The organism is Pseudomonas sp. ICMP 8385 (assembly GCF_002699915.1).
Classification (GTDB): Bacteria; Pseudomonadota; Gammaproteobacteria; order Pseudomonadales; family Pseudomonadaceae; genus Aquipseudomonas; species Aquipseudomonas gessardii.
Genome location: NZ_LKBY01000091.1, coordinates 95,340 through 113,450 on the forward strand (window position 1 = coordinate 95,340; position 18,111 = coordinate 113,450).

Here is an 18,111-nt window from a genome sequence, read left to right on the forward strand (position 1 = left end):
GCCAGAGGCCTCCCATCCGTTAACATGCCAGGCTGCTTGGCGTGGGGGGCGTACTTCTTCATTTGATCGAACTGCTGTAACGCAGGCTTAATCGCCCACCGGCATGGTCCGTGCGCAATAACCAATGATTTAACGAGGAGTCGCAATGCTGCCTTACCCGCAGATCGACCCGGTGGCCCTGGCCATCGGTCCGCTGAAAATCCACTGGTACGGGTTGATGTACCTGATCGGCATCGGCGGCGCCTGGCTGTTGGCTTCCCGACGCCTGAACCGCTTCGACCCGACCTGGACCAAGGAGAAGCTCTCCGACATGGTGTTCTGGATGTCGATGGGCGTGATCGTCGGCGGGCGCCTGGGCTACGTGCTGTTCTACGACCTGAGCGCGTACCTGGCCAACCCGACCCTGATCTTCGAGGTGTGGAAGGGCGGCATGGCATTCCATGGCGGCTTTATCGGCGTGATGCTCGCGGCCTGGTGGTTTGGCCGGCGCAATGGCAAGTCATTCTTCCAGTTGATGGACTTCGTCGCACCGATGGTGCCGATTGGCTTGGGGGCCGGGCGTATCGGCAACTTTATCAACGCCGAATTGTGGGGCAAGCCGACCGACGTGCCGTGGGCCATGGTGTTCCCGCCGTTCAGCGACCCGGCGCAACTGCCGCGCCATCCGTCGCAGTTGTACCAGTTCGCCCTCGAAGGCGTGGCGCTGTTCCTGATTCTCTATATCTTCTCGCGTAAACCGCGCCCCACCATGGCGGTTTCGGGGATGTTCGCCCTGTTCTACGGGATCTTCCGTTTCATCGTCGAGTTCGTGCGGGTGCCGGATGCGCAACTGGGTTACCTGGCCTTTGGCTGGCTGACCATGGGGCAGGTGCTGAGCATTCCGATGATTCTCGCCGGCCTGGGCATGCTCTGGTGGGCTTACAACCGCCCGCAGGCGATCAAGAACACCGCGCTATAAATTTGAACGCCGGGGCCTTGGGGCCTCGGCTTCACCGATACAGGTAATGTCATGAAGCAATATCTCGAGCTGGTTTCCCACGTCATCAACAACGGCACCAAGCAGGCCAACCGCACGGGCGTGAACACCATCAGCTTCCCCGGTGCGATGTTGCGCTTTGACCTGCAGGAAGGCTTCCCGGCCATCACCACCCGCAAAATGGCCTTCAAATCGGCGATTGGCGAGATGTGCGGCTTTTTGCGTGGGGTGAATAACGCCGCCGAATTCCGCGCCCTGGGCTGCAAGGTCTGGGACCAGAACGCCAATGAAAACGCGCAGTGGCTGACCAACCCGTTCCGCCAGGGCGAGGACGACCTGGGCGAGATCTACGGCGTGCAATGGCGCAAATGGCCGGCGTACAAGCAGATCCCGCTGAGCAACCAGGCGGCCATCGAGCAGACCCTGGTCCAGGGCTATCGCCAGATCGCCGAAGGTGAGGAAGACGGCCAGGCCTACGTGGTGCTGTACAAGGCCATCGACCAGATCCGCCAGTGTGTCGACACCATCATCAAGGACCCGGGCAGCCGGCGCATCCTGTTCCACGGCTGGAACTGCGCCCAACTCGATGAAATGGCCTTGCCGCCGTGCCACCTGCTGTACCAGTTCCACCCGAATGTGCAGACCAGGGAAATCTCCCTGACCCTCTACATCCGTTCCAACGACCTGGGCCTGGGCACGCCGTTCAACCTCACCGAAGGCGCCGCGCTGCTGAGCCTGATCGGGCGCCTGACCGGCTACACGCCGCGCTGGTTCACCTACTTCATCGGTGACGCGCACGTCTACGAAAACCACCTGGACATGCTCAACGAACAGCTCAAGCGCGAGCCATTCGCCGCGCCGAAACTGGTGATCAGCGAGCGCGTGCCGGAGTTTGCCAAGACCGGGGTGTACCAGCCGGAGTGGCTGGAGCTGATCGAGCCGGGCGATTTCTCGCTGGAAGGCTATGAGCACCATGCGCCGATGACGGCGCCGATGGCGGTCTAGTCCAGACCGCATCGTCTGCATCGCAGGCAAGCCAGCTCCCACATGTGACCGAGTACTCAGGCACAACCTGAGCCAAATGTGGGAGCCGGGCTTGCCCTAATGCCAGTCAGTTAAGCCTTTTTGTAGGAGCGAGCTTGCTCGCGAAGAACTTGAGAGCGCCGCGTTTACCTAGCAAACACGCGTTATCGTTGACGTCCTTCGCGAGCAAGCTCGCTCCTACAGAAAGCAGAATCCGCTTAACTGACTGGCATTAGGGCTTGCCCGCGATGGCGTCAGATCAGGCACCCCCATTCTCTAGTGGCCGTGGCTTCTGCCCACATGGGAATGCTCCGCCTCACTGGCCGCCACACTCCCACTGACCTCCAGGCGCTGCAAGATCCCGCACTGCTCAATCTCCGGCCCTTCGCCACAACGCTGGCGCAGGTCGAGCAATTGCTTCTGCAAGGCCAACAACCCATCAATCCGCGCCTTGACGTGATGGATATGCTCGTCGATCAGTGCATTGACGCTTTCGCACTGGTCCTGGGGGCTGTCGCGCAGGCCCAGCAGGCTGCGGATCTCTTCCAGGGTCATGTCCAGGCTGCGGCAGTTGCGGATAAACGTCAGGCGCTCGGTGTGGGCCTGGGTGTACAGGCGGTAGTTGCCCTCGCTGCGAGCCGGCGGCGGCAGCAGGCCTTCCTTCTCGTAATAACGGATGGTTTCCACCGGGCATTCGGTCAGTTTTGCCAGTTCACCGATCTTCATCGCAGCAATCTCCAAAAGGGGGCTTGACCCTATAGTGGCTACAGGGTCTTTACTTGGCAACAGGCACCTCTATGGACGCGACACAATGAGCGATTCCCTGCGCACCCCACACAAGCACGACCACAGCCACGATCACGACCACGGTCATGATCATGACCATAGCCATCACGACCACAGCCATGATCATAGCCACCATGATCACGCGCAAAAGCTTGCGCCTGTGAAAAAGCATGATCACGGCGGCGATTCCTGCTGCTCCGGCGCGGCGGCCCCGTCGTTGGTGACGTTGACGCAAGCCACCAGCGCCAACGCGCGCCTGAGCACTTTCCGCATCGAAGCCATGGACTGCCCCACCGAGCAGACGCTGATCCAGAACAAACTGGGCAAGATGGCCGGTGTACAGCAACTGGAATTCAACCTGATCAACCGCATCCTCGGTGTCACCCACGACCTGCCGAGCACCGCACCGATCGTCGAGGCCATCAAGTCCCTGGGCATGCAGGCCGATCCGATCGAAGAGGGCGTGCCGGCTGCCGCACCACCGGCCAAGAAGCATTGGTGGCCGCTGGCCCTGTCTGGCTTTTGTGCCCTGGCGGCAGAGGTGATCCATTTCACCAGTGCCGCACCGACCTGGGTGGTGGCGCTGGTGGCGCTGGTGTCGATCCTCAGTGGCGGCCTCACCACCTACAAAAAGGGCTGGATTGCCCTGAAAAACCTCAACCTGAACATCAACGCACTGATGAGCATCGCCGTGACCGGTGCGATCCTGATCGGCCAGTGGCCGGAAGCGGCGATGGTGATGTTCCTGTTTACCGTGGCCGAGTTGATCGAGGCCAAGTCCCTGGACCGTGCGCGCAATGCCATCAGTGGCTTGATGCAGATGACCCCGGAACGGGCCACGGTGCGCCAGGCTGACGGTAGCTGGGTCGAACAGGAGGTCAAGAACATTGAGTTGGGTGCGATCGTGCGGGTACGTCCCGGCGAACGCATTGGCCTGGACGGCGAAGTCAGCGCCGGCCAGTCCACCATCGACCAGGCGCCAATCACCGGCGAAAGCCTGCCGATCGAGAAAACCGTGGGCGATAAAGTCTTCGCCGGCACCATCAACCAGGCCGGTTCCCTGGAATACCGGGTGACCGCTGCCGCCAACAACTCCACCCTGGCGCGCATCATCCATGCCGTGGAACAGGCCCAGGGCTCGCGGGCACCGACCCAGCGCTTTGTGGACAGCTTCTCGAAAATCTACACCCCGGTGATATTCCTGTTTGCCCTGGCCGTGGCCGTGATCCCGCCGCTGTTCATGGGTGGCGTGTGGTTCGACTGGATCTATCGCGCCCTGGTGCTGTTGGTGGTTGCCTGCCCTTGTGCCCTGGTGATTTCCACCCCGGTCACCATCGTCAGCGGCCTGGCGGCTGCCGCGCGCAAAGGTATCCTGATCAAGGGCGGCGTGTACCTGGAGGCCGGCTACAAACTGGACTACCTGGCCCTGGACAAGACCGGCACCATCACCCACGGCAAGCCGGTGCAAACCGACTACCTGGCGTTGTTCCCCAACGTAGAAGACCACGCACCGGCCTTGGCCGCCAGCCTGGCCGCGCGTTCCGACCACCCGGTGTCGCTGGCGATCGCCAATGCCGCGGTGGATAAAAACCTGCCGCTGCGGGTTGTGGATAACTTCGAGGCCCTGGCTGGGCGCGGGGTACGCGGCGAGATCAACGGTGAGGTCTACCACTTGGGCAACCACCGCCTGGTGGAGGAGCTGGGCCTGTGCTCGCCGGCCCTTGAAGAAAAACTCTTCGCCCTGGAAAAACAAGGCAAGTCCGTGGTGTTGCTGCTCGACAAATCCGGCCCAATGGCGCTGTTTGCCGTGGCCGATACGGTCAAGGACAGCAGCCGCGAAGCCATCCAGCAGTTGCACGACCTGGGCATCAAGACCCTGATGCTCACCGGCGACAACGTTCACACCGCCCGGGCGATTGCTGCCCAAGTGGGCATCGACGAGGCCCAGGGCGATCTGTTGCCCACCGACAAGCTCAAGGCTATCGAGGACCTGTACGGGAAAAACCACCGGGTCGGCATGGTCGGCGACGGCATCAACGACGCCCCGGCCCTGGCCCGCGCCGAGATTGGTTTTGCCATGGCCGCCGCGGGCACCGACACGGCCATCGAGACCGCCGACGTGGCGCTGATGGACGATGATTTGCGCAAGATTCCGGCATTCATACGCTTGTCGCGTCAAACGTCGAGTATCCTCAAGCAAAACATCGGCCTGGCGTTGGTGATCAAGGCGATCTTCCTGGTCGTCACCTTCATGGGCATGGCCACCATGTGGATGGCGGTGTTTGCCGATATGGGCGTGAGCCTGCTGGTGGTGTTCAATGGTCTGCGCCTGTTGCGCAAATAGTCGATGAGAGGGTGGTGTGCTGAGTGCCGAGCTGAAGGCGTTTTACATGGTCGCCCGCCTGGGCAGCATTACCCAGGCGGCGAAAAAGCTCGGCCTGAGCCAACCCACGGTGACCACCCAGATCCGCCATCTGGAAAGCCAGTACGCAGTTGAGCTGTTCTATCGCGGTGGCCGCCGCCTCACCGTCAGCGACGAAGGGGCGCGGCTGCTGCCGATGGTCAAGGCGTTGTTGCAGCAGGAAGCGGATATTGAGTTTTTTCTGCGCAACAGTGGCCAGCTCCAGGGCACGTTGCGGATCGCCGCGACTGCGCCGTATTACATCCTCGACCTGGTGAAAACCTTCCGCGAACGCCTGCCGCACGTCGAGGTGGCGGTGGAAATCGGCAACTCCCAGCAGGTCCTCGAAGCCCTGGATGATTACCGGGTGGATGTCGCCGCCTCCTCGCAGCTGCTGGAAGACCCGCGCCTGATCCGCCGGGTGCTGGGCAGCGACCCGCTGGTGCTGGCAGTGCATCGCAATCACCCGTTGGCCGTGCTGGAACATGTGCCGCTCAGTGCACTGGCGGGGCATACCCTGTTGATGCGCGAGGCAGGGTCCACCACCCGGCGCCTGACCGAAGAGATGCTCAAGGGCAGCGGTGTGCGTTATGGGCCGCTGCTGGAAATCGGCAGCCGCGAATCGATTCGCGAGGCGGTGCTGCGCAATATCGGCATCAGCATCATCGCCCGCCAGGAAGTGCCCCATGACCCGCAGCTGCGGGTGCTGACCATCGAGAACGCGCCGCAGATTCCTGAGTACCTGTACTGCCTCAAGGAGCGCAAAGGTGCACGGTTGCCGGCGGCGTTTCTGGGGTTGGCGCAGGAAATGTCGCCACTCTGAAAGATTTTTGATGGTTTTAAAATCGCCATCGCCGGCAAGCCAGCTCCCACACTTGAAGGTATTCACAGCTCCAAATGTGGGAGCTGGCTTGCCTGCGATAGCGGTAGACCAAACACCCCAAGGCTATACCCCTACCCAAATCCACCAATACCACTATCACCCACTTTTGCCTTCCTGCCACACCAGGGACGCATTTGCTCCCTAGCATGGCCTTCATCCGTTCGATGAGGTGCCATCATGCACACAGCCCAGCTCAACCCCGGCGCGCCGATGAAGGTGCGTGGTATCCAGAAGCGCTTTGGCGCCTTTACTGCCCTGGACCATGTGTCCCTGGACGTCGCCGCCGGTGAACTGGTGTGCCTGCTCGGCCCCTCGGGTTGTGGCAAGACCACCTTGCTGCGCTGCATCGCCGGCCTGGAACGCCAGGACAGCGGCGAGTTGTACCTGGGGGATCGCGATGTTTCCCTACTGGCGCCCCAGGCGCGGGACTACGGCATTCTGTTCCAGTCCTACGCGCTGTTTCCCAACCTCAACGTCGAGGCCAATATCGGCTACGGCCTGAGCGGCAGCGGCCGCGATGAAGTGCGCAAGCGCGTGGCGCAAATGCTGGAGCTGGTGGGTCTGAGCGGCAGCGAAAAGAAATACCCCGGCCAACTGTCCGGCGGCCAGCAGCAACGGGTCGCCCTGGCCCGTGCCCTGGCGCCGGCCCCGTCGCTGTTGCTGCTGGACGAACCGATGTCAGCCCTCGACGCCCGGGTGCGCGAGCACCTGTGCACCGAACTGCGTCAACTGCAACGCCGCCTGGGCATCACCACCCTGATGGTCACCCACAACCAGGACGAGGCCATGCTGATGGCCGACCGCATCGCCGTGATGAACAACGGCAAGGTCGAGCAGTACGCCACCCCGCAAGAAATCTACGACCGCCCGGCCACACCGTTCGTGGCCGAATTTGTCGGCCAGGGCAACTGGCTGCCGTTCAGCCGCAACAGTGCCAGCCACGCCCAGGTCGGCGGGATGAATGTGCGCCTGGCCGAAGGCAGTGGTAAAGCGGCGTCGGGCCGCCTGTTCTGCCGCCCGGAAGCGATCAGCATCAACCCGCCGGCGCACGAGGAAAACCTGTTCCCGGCCAAGGTCCGCGAGATCACTTTCCTCGGTAACCGTTGCCGCATGAGCTTTGAACTGAACCAGTTGCCCGGCCATCCGCTGCTGGCCGAACTGGCGCCGGAAGCCATGCCGCGCCTGGGCGCCCAGGATATCTGGGTGGCACTGCCGCCGCGCAGCCTGCAGGTGTTTGCCTGAGATGGCCGCGGATATGACCCTGCCGATACCCGGCCGCGTGGCCCGTCAGGTTTCCCGTGCGCAAATCGGCGACCGTATTTTTGTCCTGGGCGGCAAGTTGCTGCTGCTGTGCCTGTTGGGCATCGCCGTATTGCTGCCGTTGCTGGCGATCTTCTGGCGCGGCTTCAGCGCCGAAGACGGCCAGGGCGGCGGGCTGGTGGCGGCGCGTGAGCTGCTGACCAGCGCCAACTTCCACTGGCTGCTGGGCAATAGCCTGAAGGTTTCCCTGAGCGTTGCGATCATTGTCGTACCCCTGGCCTATCTGTTTGCCTACGCCCTGCAACGCACGCTGATCCCCGGCAAGCCCCTCTGGCGCGGCCTGTCGTTGCTGCCGCTGATGGCGCCGTCGATGCTGCCGGGCATCGCCCTGGTGTACCTGTTCGGCAACCAGGGCCTGTTGCGCGGCCTGCTGTCAGACAACATCTATGGCTTCTGGGGCATTGTCCTCGGTGAAGTGATCTACACCTTTCCCCATGCGCTGATGATCCTGCTGTCGGCGCTGTCCCTGGCGGATGCGCGGCTGTTCGACGCGGCGTCGAGCATGGGCGCCAGCCCGGCCCGGGCGTTTCGCAGCATCACTTGGCCGGCGACGCGCCAGGCCGTGTTCGCCGCGTTCTGCCTGGTGTTCACCCTGACCATCACCGATTTCGGCGTACCGGTGGTGGTGGGCGGTGACTATCAAGTGCTGGCGCTGGAAGCCTACAAGGCCGTGGTCGGCCAGCAGCAGTTCGGTCGCGGGGCCCTGATCGGCATGGTGCTGCTGTTGCCGGCGCTGCTCAGTTTTGCCGTGGATACCTGGCTGCGCCGGCGCCATGGCGATGCCATGAGCGGCCGTGCCCAGGTGTTCCAGCCGGCGCCATCGCGTCTGCGGGATGGCTGCTACCTGGCGATTGTGCTGCTGATCTGCGCGGTGTTGCTGTTGGTGTTCGGCATGGCGGTGTATTCGTCGCTGGTGAAGTTCTGGCCGTACAACCTGTCGCTGTCGCTCAACCACTATCAGTTCGACGACACCGCCGGCGGCGGCTGGCTGGCCTATCGCAACAGCCTGACCATGGCGATCTGCACCGCCCTGATCGGCAGCGTGCTGATCTTTACCGGCGCTTACCTGATGGAAAAGACCAAGGGGCAAAAGGGCTTGAACCTGGCGCTGCGCATGCTCAGCTTTGTGCCGATGGCGGTGCCGGGCCTGGTGCTGGGCCTGGGCTACGTGTTCTTTTTCAACCTCAACGGCAACCCGCTGCATGTGCTCTACGGCACCATGACACTGCTGGTGGTGTGCACCATTGCGCACTATTTGACCACTGCGCAAATGACCGCCACCACCGCCCTGCGCCAACTCGACGCCGAGTTCGAGGCCGCCGCGCTGTCGCTCAAGGCGCCGCTGTACCGCCACTTTTTGCGGGTGACGGTGCCGATCTGCCTGCCGGCGCTGTTGGATATCTTGCGCTACCTGTTTGTCTCGGCGATGACCACCGTATCGGCCGCGATCTTCCTCTACAGCCCCGACACCATCCTGGCGGCGGTGGCAGTGCTGAATATGGACGACGCCGGCAACGTGGGCGGCGCGGCGGCCATGTCGACCCTGATTCTGTTCACCTCAGCCGGCGTTTCGCTGCTGCTGGCGTGGGCCTCACGCGGCTTGTTGCGCCGCTCCCAGGCCTGGCGCCAAACCGCGCCTGGTCAATAACTCTGCCCCACACAAGGACACGCACCATGTTCAAGCCCCTGGCCCTCGCCGCTGCTGTGCTTACCGCGTTCAGCCTCAATGCCTTTGCTGCCAAGACCGAGTTGACCGTGTACACGGCCCTTGAGGCCGAGCAGTTGAAGACCTACAAAAAAGCCTTCGAGGCGGCCAACCCGGACGTCGAGATCAAGTGGGTGCGCGACTCCACCGGGATCATCACGGCCAAGCTGCTGGCGGAAAAAGCCCGCCCGCAAGCCGATGCCGTGTGGGGCCTGGCGGCGTCCAGCCTGGCGATCCTCGATCAGCAGGGCATGCTGCAAAGCTACGCGCCCAAGGATCTGGACAAGATCGGCAAGAACTACCGCGACGCCGCCAACCCACCGGCCTGGGTCGGCATGGACGTGTGGGCCGCGACCATCTGCTTCAACACCGTCGAAGCCGAGAAACAGGGCCTGAGCAAGCCGATCAGCTGGCAGGACCTGACCAAGCCTGAGTACAAGGGCAAGATCGTCATGCCGAACCCGGCGTCATCCGGCACCGGCTTTCTTGACGTCAGCGCCTGGTTGCAGACCTTCGGCGAGAAGCAGGGCTGGCAGTACATGGATGACCTGCACCAGAACATCGGCCAGTACGTGCACTCCGGTTCCAAGCCGTGCAAGTTGGCGGCGTCCGGGGAGTTCCCGATCGGTATCTCCTTTGAATACCCGGCGGTGCAGTTGAAGCGCCAGGGCGCGCCACTGGATATCGTATTGCCCAAGGAAGGCCTGGGCTGGGATATCGAAGCCACGGCGCTGATCAAGGGCACGGCGCACCAGGACGCGGCGCAGAAACTCGCCGACTTCTCTGCCAGCCCCGCCGCGATGGAGTTGTACAAGGAGAATTTCGCGGTGCTGGCCCAGCCGGGCATTGCCAAGCCGCAGACCGAATTGCCGGCGGACTATGAGCAGCGCCTGATCAAGAACGACTTTGCCTGGGCCTCGAAGAACCGCGACAGCATCCTGGCTGAGTGGCGCAAGCGCTATGACGGCAAGTCGGAGAAGGTGGCGGGCCAGTAATATTTGTTGGGGCTGATGGCCTCATCGCCGGCAAGCCAGCTCCCACATGTTGATCTGTGAATACATTCAAATGTGGGAGCTGGCTTGCCGGCGATAGCGGCCTCAAATTCAGGACATCACTTAATGACACACCACAGCGACCTGCTGATCATCGGCGCCGGCATCCTCGGCCTGTCCCACGCCTACGCCGCCGCCAAACGCGGCCTCAGGGTCAAGGTGTTCGAGCGCACCGCCACGCCCCTGGGCGCCTCGGTGCGTAACTTCGGCCAGGCCCTGGTCACCGGCCAACCGCCCGGGCAGATGCTCGACCTGGCCCGGCAAAGCCGTGAGATCTGGGGCCAATGGGCACAACTGGCAAACCTGCCACTCAAGCGCAATGGCTCCTACCTGTTTGCCCGCACCGAAGCCGAAGAGCACCTGCTGGAGGCTTTTTGCGCCGGGCGCGCCAAGGCGTATGGCTACCGCGTCAACCTGCTGCAAGGCGCCGCGCTGCATGATCTGTATGGCGGCCAGTTTCGCCATCATCGCGCCGCGTTGCACGGCCTGGACGATCAGCAGCTGTATTCACGCCAAGCACTCCCCGCACTGATCAACTACCTGCACCGCGAACTCAAGGTGGAGTTCCACTTCTCCACCCTGGTACGTGATATCGAGCCCGGCCAATTGCACAGCACCGCTGGCAGCTTTCGTGGCAAGCAGATCATTGTCTGCTCCGGCCACGACTACCAGACCCTGCTGGCCGAGCAGATCGCCGCACTCCAGCCGCAAATCTGCCAACTGCAAATGCTCCGTGCCCGGCCCAAGGTCGACTTGAACCTGCAACACGCGCTGCTGACCGGCCTGAGTTGCGTACACTACGGCGCCTTTGCCGACTTGCCGGAAGCGGCCCCCGTGCAGGCGCAGATCCTGCGCGACACGCCGCACCTGCATGAGCATGGCATCCACCTGTTGATCAGCCCGACGCCCCATGGCGAGTTGATCATCGGCGATTCCCACCATTACGGCAGCGATCCATCGCCGTTCAATGCCGAACAGGTGGACAACTGGATGATCGAACTGGCAGAACAGACCCTGGGCTGCCAGATCCAAGTCGTGGAGCGCTGGCAAGGCGTCTATGGTGCCCGTGGGCCGGGGCCGTTTTCGTTCCTGCGCGCCGCCGAGGGGGTCAGCGTGGCCTTGATGCACACTGGCGTGGGCATGAGCGTGGGGCCGGCGCTGGCCGAACGCGCTATCACTGAACTGTGGGGGGAGGCGTGATGAACGCTGAGCAGGTAGTCGCCGAAGTCTTTGGCCTGTACGAACAGCATGGTGCCGCCGATTACATTGGCGAGCCGGTGTCGCAGATCGAGCATATGTCCCAGGCCGCGCAACTGGCCATGGCCGAGGGCTTCGACGACGAAGTGGTGCTGGCGGCGTTCTTCCATGATATCGGGCATCTCTGCGGCCAGGGTGGCGCGAATATGGGCGGCTACGGCGTGGTCAGCCACGAACGCCTGGGCGCCGATTACTTGCGGCGTGCCGGGTTCAGCGAGCGCCTGGCGAAACGGGTGGAGTATCACGTGCAGGCCAAGCGCTACCTGACCTTCAGCCAGCCGGACTACTATGCGCGCTTGAGCGAGGCCAGCCGCCGCACCCTGGGCTACCAGGGCGGGGTGATGACGGCCGACGAGGCCCGTGTGTTTGAGCAGGACCCGCTGTGTGCGGTGAGCCTGCGCATGCGCCACTGGGATGAACAGGCCAAGGCAATGCACGTGCCGCTGCTCGACCTTGAGGTGTTGAAGGCCAAGGCCCGGCAACTGCTGGCGGCCTAGGCCTCGTCCAGGCGCTGGGCCAGGGCCTCGATCTGTTCCTGGCGCTCGGCCTGGCTCAACCTTGGGTGAGGGTTGAGGGACGACCATTGCGGATGGGCGCGTGCCTTGTGCAGGGCGTCGGGCAGCTTGCCTTCGCGCCAGCTCTTGTCTTGTGGGGTGTCGACCTTGATGCTGTGCAGCGCCGCATGCCCGCGCAGGTTCAGGGCCTTGAGCAATTGGCGCTGGCGCAGGGCCAACAGGCGCAACACGCTGTCATCCACGGTCAGCTCGCGCTGGCCCTTGATCTTGCCCAGCAAACGGCTGCCGTAGCTGCGTGCGGTTTGCAGCGCGCCGCCGGCAATCGCCCCGGCCAGGGCGGCGGCGCCCAGGGTCAGGCCGCCGACCAGCAAATCCACACCGGCCCCGGCGGCGGCCCCCGCGGCAATTCCGCCGCCGACCCGCACCCCCAGTTGCTTGAGGGTTTCGGGGTTGAACAAATCATCGCCCCAACGCCCGTCCAGCAAGGGCAGGTCGCTGGCGGCGGCGTCTTGCGGGCGGAAGCCGTAGAGTTTGAGCAGGGCCTCGACGCAACGTTGTTCGCGCTGGCGCACGGCCTTGCGCAGATCGCTGATGGCTTGCTGTTCATCCTCGGTGACCACGCTGCGCCGGCACGCGGCGCAATCGATCAGCAGCTCGGCGATCAGGCGTGCGGCGCTTTGCTGGCGCGCCTGGCGCTGGGCCTCCTGGTCGAGGATCAGCCGTTCCAGCTGTGGCCGTGCGCTTTCCAGCAACAGGGCCAGGCTTTCATACAACCGCCGCTCGCCATCTTCGGGGGGCGCCACGCTGTCAAAGCGCACCAGCGCATGCAGGCCCAGGCGGGCCAGGGCTTCGCGCCAGTCCGGCTCGCGGTGGTCGCTGCTGCTGACAAAGTTGAGCACCGGCAGCAGCGGTTTGCCGCAACTGGCCAGCACTTGCAGCTCGTCGCGGTATTTGGCCAGCACCGGCTCCCGCGCATCGATCACGTACAGGCCGGCGTCGGATGCCAATAACTGGCGCAGCACCTTGGCCTCCTGTTCAAAGCGCTGGCGGGCTTCGCTGCCTTCGAGGAAACGGGCGAGGCGGGCCGGGCCGTCGAGGCGTTCGCCGGGGCGGTCGAGGCGCTCCAGGTAGTCGAGCAGGGCGATGGCATCTTCCAGGCCCGGGGTGTCGTACAGCTCCAGCAAGGCCTCGCCGTCGACCGACAGGCGCGCGCCTTCGACATGCCGGGTGGTGCTGGGGCGGTGGGACACCTCGCCAAAGCCCACGTCCCGGGTCAGGGTGCGCAGCAGCGAGGTCTTGCCGACGTTGGTGTGGCCGACCACCGCCAGTTTCAGGGGTTTAGTCATGACCGGTCTCCAGCCAGGTGAGCGGCGCACAATCGGCGAAGGAGAGATCCAGTTGCTGTAAGGCCGTGTGCCAATCGCCGAGGCGCTCGGCATCCAGTGCCTGGCCGGGCGGTGCTTGCAGCAGCCAGACCCGGGTAGCGCTGGCGCTGCGGGCCAGTTCGCCGATCAGCGCCAGGCTGCCGCGATCCGGCGAGCGGCGTGGGTCGCAGGCGATCACCAGGCGCGCCGGCGGGAAGCGAGTCAGTTGCTCCAGCAGTGTGTGGCGCGATTCGCGGCTGTCGAGGATACCGGCGTCCTTGACCGTGGCCGGCAGTTTGGGCGGCCAGGGGCGCTGGTCGTCCAGTTCGATGGCCACCAGCAGCGCGCCATCGCTGTGCAGTTCGCTGGCGCCGCCGCTGACGTGGTGCAACTGCTCTGGCGCGGCATCGTTGACGCCCAGGCGTTCGCTGCTGGGCATCAAGGCTTCGCGCAAGTGGGCGTAGCCGGGCAGGTTGAGGTCCAGGGCCAAGGCAGCGCGCCCGCGTTGCCAGCGCCATAGGCACAGCACCGCGAGGATCAGCCGGGGCAGCAGGCCATAGACCAGCAACACCCCCACCAACCACGCAGCCCAGGCCTGGCGGGCGCTTTCGAGAGTCAGCGCCGAGTCGCCGCTGGCGCGGATCATCTCCACGGTCGGTACGCTAAAACCCAGCAGCGCAGGCAGGCTGCCCAGGGCCTGGGTCACGCTGACAAAGGTGTCGGCGCCGAGAAGGGTGGTTTCCCAGACAAACCCGTAGCGCCGGGTGGCCATCAAGGTCAGCAGGATCACCAGCGCGCTGCACAGCGCCAGCAGCCACAGGCCATTGACCAGCACGCCCACCGCCCAGCGGTTGAGCTTTTGGCGTTGCAGCAGCAACAGCAGGGCCGGGGCCAGTTGTGCGGCCTTGGCATCGCGGGCGAGCTTTTCGCTGAGCCACAACCACAAGCGGCCGAGGCTGGCGCTGTGTTCTCCGGCAAACAACAGGCCCAGGGCCCAGCTCAGCAGCAGGATCAGGTTCAAGCCCAGCAGGCTGCCCAGGGCCCAGAACACATTGACCGGGGCCAGGCCGTTGCCCAGGGCGGCGAAGGCCAGGCCAGCGCCGCTGACGATGGCCAGCACCATCAGCACGATCAGCGCCAGGCGTGCGCCTTGCAGCCAGTGGAGCAGGGCGGCGCGCAGGCCGTCACGCTCGGCCAGCCACAACGCGCGGTTTTGAATGCGCGTCGGCAGGTCGCCGCCGTGGCTGCGGGCCAGTCGATTGGCTTCCTGGTCTTCCAGGGGGCCGGCGTGTTCTTCACGCAGGCGCACGGTTTCCGTCAGCCAGAGTGTGTGCAGGGGAGTCAGAGCAGTCACGCGCCGTCCTGTTGTGTCAGTGAGCCTGGAGCATAACCCCTGGCCCGCGCCTCTGGTATTCTCGTCGCCATGAAAAAAACTCTCCCTTTAAGCCTGATCGCAGCCCTCGGTGAAAACCGCGTGATCGGCATCGACAACAGCATGCCCTGGCATTTGCCGGCGGATTTCAAATATTTCAAGGCTACCACCCTGGGCAAGCCGATCATCATGGGGCGCAAGACCTGGGACTCCCTGGGACGACCGTTGCCGGGTCGCTTGAACATTGTGGTCAGCCGTCAGACCGGCCTGGCGCTCGAAGGTGCGGAAGTTTTTCCGTCCCTCGATGCAGCCGTTGCGCGCGCCGAGGCTTGGGCACTGGAACAGGGCGTGGACGAGCTGATGTTGATCGGCGGCGCGCAGCTGTATGCGCAGGGGCTGGAGCAGGCGGATCGCCTGTATTTGACGCGGGTGGGGCTGAGCCCGCAAGGGGATGCGTGGTTTCCAGAGTTTGATACCAACCATTGGAAGCTGGTGTCGAATGTGCAGAACCCGGCTGAAGGCGACAAGCCGGCCTATAACTTTGAAGTCTGGGAAAAAGCCTAAAAGCATCGCGGGCAAGCCCGCTCCCACATGGTGACTCAACTGTGGGAGCGGGATTGCCCGCGATAGCGCTCTATCAGGCCTGCGCCAACTCCGCGTGCTCATCGGCATTGAGCCGTTCTTTATCGGTCTGCTGCATGATCTGGCTGGTAATCGCCCCCGCCGTCATCGAACCATTCACGTTCAACGCCGTACGGCCCATGTCGATCAGCGGCTCCACGGAAATCAGCAGCGCCACCAACGCCACCGGCAAGCCCATGGCCGGCAGCACGATCAGCGCGGCAAACGTCGCACCGCCGCCCACACCGGCTACACCGGCCGAACTCAGGGTCACGATTGCCACCAGGGTAGCGATCCATAGCGGGTCGAGCGGGTTGATGCCCACGGTCGGCGCCACCATCACGGCCAGCATCGCCGGGTACAGGCCGGCGCAGCCGTTCTGGCCAATTGTCGCGCCGAACGAGGCGGCGAAGCTGGCGATGGACTGCGGGATGCCCAGGCGGCGGGTCTGCGCCTCGATGCTCAGCGGGATGCTCGCCGCGCTGGAGCGACTGGTGAAGGCAAAGGTCAACACCGGCCATACCTTGCGGAAGAAACGCAGCGGGTTGATCCCGGCCAGCGACAGCAGCAGGCCGTGGACTACAAACATCAGCCCCAGCGCCAGGTAGGACACCAGCACGAAGCTGCCGAGCTTGATGATGTCTTGCAGGTTGGAACTGGCGACCACTTTGGTCATCAGCGCCAGCACGCCGTAGGGGGTCAGCTTCATCACCAGGCGCACCAGGCGCATCACCCAGGCTTGCAGGGTGTCGATGGCGTTCAGCACTTTCTGGCCTTTTTCCACGTCATCCTTGAGCAGTTGCAGCGCGGCAACCCCCAGGAACGCAGCGAAGATCACCACACTGATAATCGACGTCGGCTTGGCCCGGGCCAAGTCGGCAAACGGGTTCTGCGGGATGAACGACAGCAGCAACTGCGGGATATTCAGGTCGGCGACCTTGCCCGCATAGTCACTCTGGATCACCTGCAGGCGCGCCAGTTCCTGGGTGCCGGCCACCAGGCCTTCGGCGGTGAGGCCGAACAGGTTGGTCAGGCCGATACCGATCAGCGCCGCGATGGCGGTGGTGAACAGCAGCGTGCCGATGGTCAGGAAGCTGATCTTGCCCAGGGACGCGGCGTTATGCAGGCGGGCCACGGCGCTGAGGATCGAGGCGAACACCAGCGGGATCACGATCATCTGCAACAGTTGCACATAACCATTGCCCACCAGGTCGAACCAACTGATCGAGGCCTTGAGTACCGGGTGACCAGCACCATAAATAGTGTGCAGGATCACACCAAACACCACCCCGAGCACCAGGGCCAGCAAGACCTTTTTGGCCAGGCTCCAGTGGGTGCGACGGGTTTGGGCCAGGCCCAGCAATAACGCCAGGAACACCAGCAAATTGAGAATCAGCGGCAGATTCATTGAAGCTCCAATTAAATGGCTGCCAGTCGCCTGAGCGTGCGACTGCGAACCGGAAAGCCTAACAGCTTGAAATATATTGATTTAATACCGTTATGGAATGACTACTGTCGTTTTTGGAATAAGGGATTGGCGCCTAGATATAAATGGGTGGCGGTATCAGGACGCAGACCGTCGTGCTGGTGCCGGAAACAGTCACAAGGATTTGCTAGCGTTGTGGCCTTTCACTCAGGGAGAAAACGCACATGAAGCTTGCGCCGAGACTGTTTGCCGCCGCGCTATGCCTGGGGCTTGCCAGCCAGGTCATGGCCGCCACCGAGTTGAAACACTGGCCGGCACCCGCCGCCAAGCAATTGAATGCAATGATCGCCGCCAACGCCAACCAGGGCAATTACGCGGTGTTCGACATGGACAACACCAGCTACCGCTTCGACCTCGAAGAATCGCTGCTGCCGTATATGGAAAACAAAGGCCTGATCACCCGCGACAGTCTCGACCCTTCGCTCAAGCTTATGCCCTTTAAAGACACCGCCGACCATAAGGAAAGTCTGTTCAGTTACTACTATCGCCTGTGCGAAGTGGACGACATGGTCTGCTACCCGTGGGTCGCCCAGGTGTTTTCAGGCTTTACCCTCAAGGAACTCAAGGGCTACGTCGATGAGCTGATGGCGAGCGGCAAGCCGGTGCCGGTCACCTATTTTGAAGGCGATGTGGTGAAGAACATGGAGGTGCAACCGCCGAAAATCTTCACCGGCCAGACCGAGCTGTACAACAGGCTGATGGAAAACGGCATCGACGTGTATGTGATGACGGCGGCCTCTGAAGAGCTGGTGCGCATGGTCGCCTCGGATCCGAAGTACGGCTACAACGTCAAGCCGCAGAATGTCATCGGGGTCAGCCTGTTGCTCAAGGACCGCAAGACTGGCGAGCTGACCACTGCCCGCAAGCAGATCAGCGCCGGCAAATACGATGAAAAGGCCAACCTCGGCCTGGAGCTGACCCCCTACCTGTGGACCCCGGCAACCTGGATGGCCGGCAAGCACGCGGCGATCCTCACCTACATCGACGAATGGAAAAAACCGGTCCTGGTCGGCGGCGACACCCCCACCAGCGACGGCTACATGCTGTTCCACGATGTGGACGTGGCCAAGGGCGGCATCCACCTGTGGATCAACCGCAAAGACAAGTACATGACCCAGCTCAACGGCATGATCGCCAAGCATGCTGCGGCCCAGGCCAAGGAAGGGTTACCGGTGACGGCGGATAAAAACTGGGTGATCGTCAAGCCCGACGAAATCCAGTAACCCTGTGGGAGCTGGCTTGCCAGCGATGGCATCGACTTCGGTGTATCAGGAACACCGTGGTGTCTGTATCGCAGGCAAGCCAGCTCCCACATTGATCTTCGGTAGGCAAAAAAAGCCCCGCACTTGG

The 18,111-nt window shown here is 63.2% G+C and carries 15 protein-coding genes; 11 read left to right on the top strand and 4 right to left on the bottom strand.

Translation table 11 applies throughout. The features are described 5' to 3' along the window. The first annotated feature begins 145 nt into the window (after positions 1-145). Positions 146-958 (top strand): prolipoprotein diacylglyceryl transferase, encoded by an 813-nt coding sequence (gene lgt / locus AO268_RS10120; RefSeq protein ID WP_032858860.1) that lies wholly within the window; start codon positions 146-148, stop codon positions 956-958. A 51-nt stretch (positions 959-1,009) separates the two neighbouring features. Continuing rightward, positions 1,010-1,981, top strand: coding sequence for a thymidylate synthase (locus AO268_RS10125; RefSeq protein ID WP_099168598.1), 972 nt, complete (start codon positions 1,010-1,012; stop codon positions 1,979-1,981). A gap of 294 nt (positions 1,982-2,275) precedes the next feature. On the opposite strand, the gene cadR is transcribed toward AO268_RS10125, so the two are convergent. Next, the gene (gene cadR, locus AO268_RS10130) at positions 2,276-2,725 is read right to left on the bottom strand and encodes a Cd(II)/Pb(II)-responsive transcriptional regulator (protein WP_076963123.1); all 450 of its coding nucleotides are present in this window, start codon (positions 2,723-2,725) and stop codon (positions 2,276-2,278) included. An 85-nt stretch (positions 2,726-2,810) separates the two neighbouring features. Here cadR and AO268_RS10135 point away from each other — a divergent pair, with 85 nt between their 5' ends. The 7 genes from AO268_RS10135 (at position 2,811) to AO268_RS10165 (ending at position 11,900) form a co-directional block, all read left to right on the top strand. After that, on the top strand, positions 2,811-5,129 hold the full coding sequence (locus AO268_RS10135; RefSeq protein ID WP_099168599.1) for a heavy metal translocating P-type ATPase: 2,319 nt from the start codon (positions 2,811-2,813) through the stop codon (positions 5,127-5,129). A gap of 16 nt (positions 5,130-5,145) precedes the next feature. Next, positions 5,146-6,009 carry a LysR family transcriptional regulator gene (locus AO268_RS10140; RefSeq protein ID WP_076963125.1) on the top strand — a complete coding sequence of 288 codons (864 nt, stop codon included), beginning with the start codon at positions 5,146-5,148 and terminating at the stop codon, positions 6,007-6,009. A gap of 237 nt (positions 6,010-6,246) precedes the next feature. Then, entirely contained in the window at positions 6,247-7,311 is a 1,065-nt protein-coding gene (locus tag AO268_RS10145; protein WP_099168600.1) for a putative 2-aminoethylphosphonate ABC transporter ATP-binding protein, read from the top strand. A gap of 1 nt (position 7,312) precedes the next feature. Continuing rightward, the gene (locus tag AO268_RS10150; RefSeq protein ID WP_076963127.1) at positions 7,313-9,037 is read left to right on the top strand and encodes a putative 2-aminoethylphosphonate ABC transporter permease subunit; all 1,725 of its coding nucleotides are present in this window, start codon (positions 7,313-7,315) and stop codon (positions 9,035-9,037) included. Between the two features lie 26 nt (positions 9,038-9,063). Next, on the top strand, positions 9,064-10,089 hold the full coding sequence (locus tag AO268_RS10155; RefSeq protein WP_076963128.1) for a putative 2-aminoethylphosphonate ABC transporter substrate-binding protein: 1,026 nt from the start codon (positions 9,064-9,066) through the stop codon (positions 10,087-10,089). A 123-nt stretch (positions 10,090-10,212) separates the two neighbouring features. After that, complete coding sequence (locus tag AO268_RS10160; protein WP_099168601.1) at positions 10,213-11,346, top strand: TIGR03364 family FAD-dependent oxidoreductase; 1,134 nt, start codon at positions 10,213-10,215, stop codon at positions 11,344-11,346. After that, on the top strand, positions 11,346-11,900 hold the full coding sequence (locus AO268_RS10165) for a phosphonate degradation HD-domain oxygenase (RefSeq protein WP_099168602.1): 555 nt from the start codon (positions 11,346-11,348) through the stop codon (positions 11,898-11,900). The genes AO268_RS10160 and AO268_RS10165 overlap by 1 nt, the downstream gene beginning before the upstream one ends. On the opposite strand, the gene AO268_RS10170 is transcribed toward AO268_RS10165, so the two are convergent. Together AO268_RS10170 and AO268_RS10175 are read right to left on the bottom strand one after the other, a co-directional pair. Continuing rightward, on the bottom strand, positions 11,897-13,264 hold the full coding sequence (locus AO268_RS10170; RefSeq protein ID WP_099168603.1) for a DUF3482 domain-containing protein: 1,368 nt from the start codon (positions 13,262-13,264) through the stop codon (positions 11,897-11,899). The genes AO268_RS10165 and AO268_RS10170 overlap by 4 nt on opposite strands. Then, entirely contained in the window at positions 13,257-14,636 is a 1,380-nt protein-coding gene (locus AO268_RS10175) for a DUF2868 domain-containing protein (protein ID WP_099168604.1), read from the bottom strand. Before AO268_RS10175 ends, AO268_RS10170 begins: the two co-directional genes overlap by 8 nt. Positions 14,637-14,705: 69 nt before the next feature. Here AO268_RS10175 and AO268_RS10180 point away from each other — a divergent pair, with 69 nt between their 5' ends. Then, positions 14,706-15,218: a dihydrofolate reductase gene (locus AO268_RS10180; RefSeq protein WP_099168605.1), complete on the top strand. Its 513-nt coding sequence runs from the start codon at positions 14,706-14,708 to the stop codon at positions 15,216-15,218. Between the two features lie 73 nt (positions 15,219-15,291). On the opposite strand, the gene AO268_RS10185 is transcribed toward AO268_RS10180, so the two are convergent. Then, complete coding sequence (locus AO268_RS10185) at positions 15,292-16,683, bottom strand: L-cystine transporter (RefSeq protein WP_099168606.1); 1,392 nt, start codon at positions 16,681-16,683, stop codon at positions 15,292-15,294. A gap of 242 nt (positions 16,684-16,925) precedes the next feature. On the opposite strand from AO268_RS10185, the gene AO268_RS10190 reads away from it, so the two are divergent. Then, the gene (locus AO268_RS10190) at positions 16,926-17,984 is read left to right on the top strand and encodes a phosphorylcholine phosphatase (RefSeq protein WP_099168607.1); all 1,059 of its coding nucleotides are present in this window, start codon (positions 16,926-16,928) and stop codon (positions 17,982-17,984) included. Positions 17,985-18,111: the final 127 nt, after the last annotated feature.

What these genes read in the sequence shown, in the direction of transcription:
- AO268_RS10150 (WP_076963127.1), top strand. Translation starts at nt 7,313, where the DNA reads ATGGCCGCGGATATGACCCTGCCGATACCCGGCCGCGTGGCCCGTCAG.
- AO268_RS10180 (WP_099168605.1), top strand. Translation starts at nt 14,706, where the DNA reads ATGAAAAAAACTCTCCCTTTAAGCCTGATCGCAGCCCTCGGTGAAAAC.
- AO268_RS10160 (WP_099168601.1), top strand. Translation starts at nt 10,213, where the DNA reads ATGACACACCACAGCGACCTGCTGATCATCGGCGCCGGCATCCTCGGC.
- AO268_RS10145 (WP_099168600.1), top strand. Translation starts at nt 6,247, where the DNA reads ATGCACACAGCCCAGCTCAACCCCGGCGCGCCGATGAAGGTGCGTGGT.
- cadR (WP_076963123.1), bottom strand. Translation starts at nt 2,725, where the DNA reads ATGAAGATCGGTGAACTGGCAAAACTGACCGAATGCCCGGTGGAAACC.
- AO268_RS10165 (WP_099168602.1), top strand. Translation starts at nt 11,346, where the DNA reads ATGAACGCTGAGCAGGTAGTCGCCGAAGTCTTTGGCCTGTACGAACAG.
- AO268_RS10155 (WP_076963128.1), top strand. Translation starts at nt 9,064, where the DNA reads ATGTTCAAGCCCCTGGCCCTCGCCGCTGCTGTGCTTACCGCGTTCAGC.
- AO268_RS10170 (WP_099168603.1), bottom strand. Translation starts at nt 13,264, where the DNA reads ATGACTAAACCCCTGAAACTGGCGGTGGTCGGCCACACCAACGTCGGC.
- AO268_RS10190 (WP_099168607.1), top strand. Translation starts at nt 16,926, where the DNA reads ATGAAGCTTGCGCCGAGACTGTTTGCCGCCGCGCTATGCCTGGGGCTT.
- AO268_RS10125 (WP_099168598.1), top strand. Translation starts at nt 1,010, where the DNA reads ATGAAGCAATATCTCGAGCTGGTTTCCCACGTCATCAACAACGGCACC.
- AO268_RS10185 (WP_099168606.1), bottom strand. Translation starts at nt 16,683, where the DNA reads ATGAATCTGCCGCTGATTCTCAATTTGCTGGTGTTCCTGGCGTTATTG.
- AO268_RS10135 (WP_099168599.1), top strand. Translation starts at nt 2,811, where the DNA reads ATGAGCGATTCCCTGCGCACCCCACACAAGCACGACCACAGCCACGAT.
- lgt (WP_032858860.1), top strand. Translation starts at nt 146, where the DNA reads ATGCTGCCTTACCCGCAGATCGACCCGGTGGCCCTGGCCATCGGTCCG.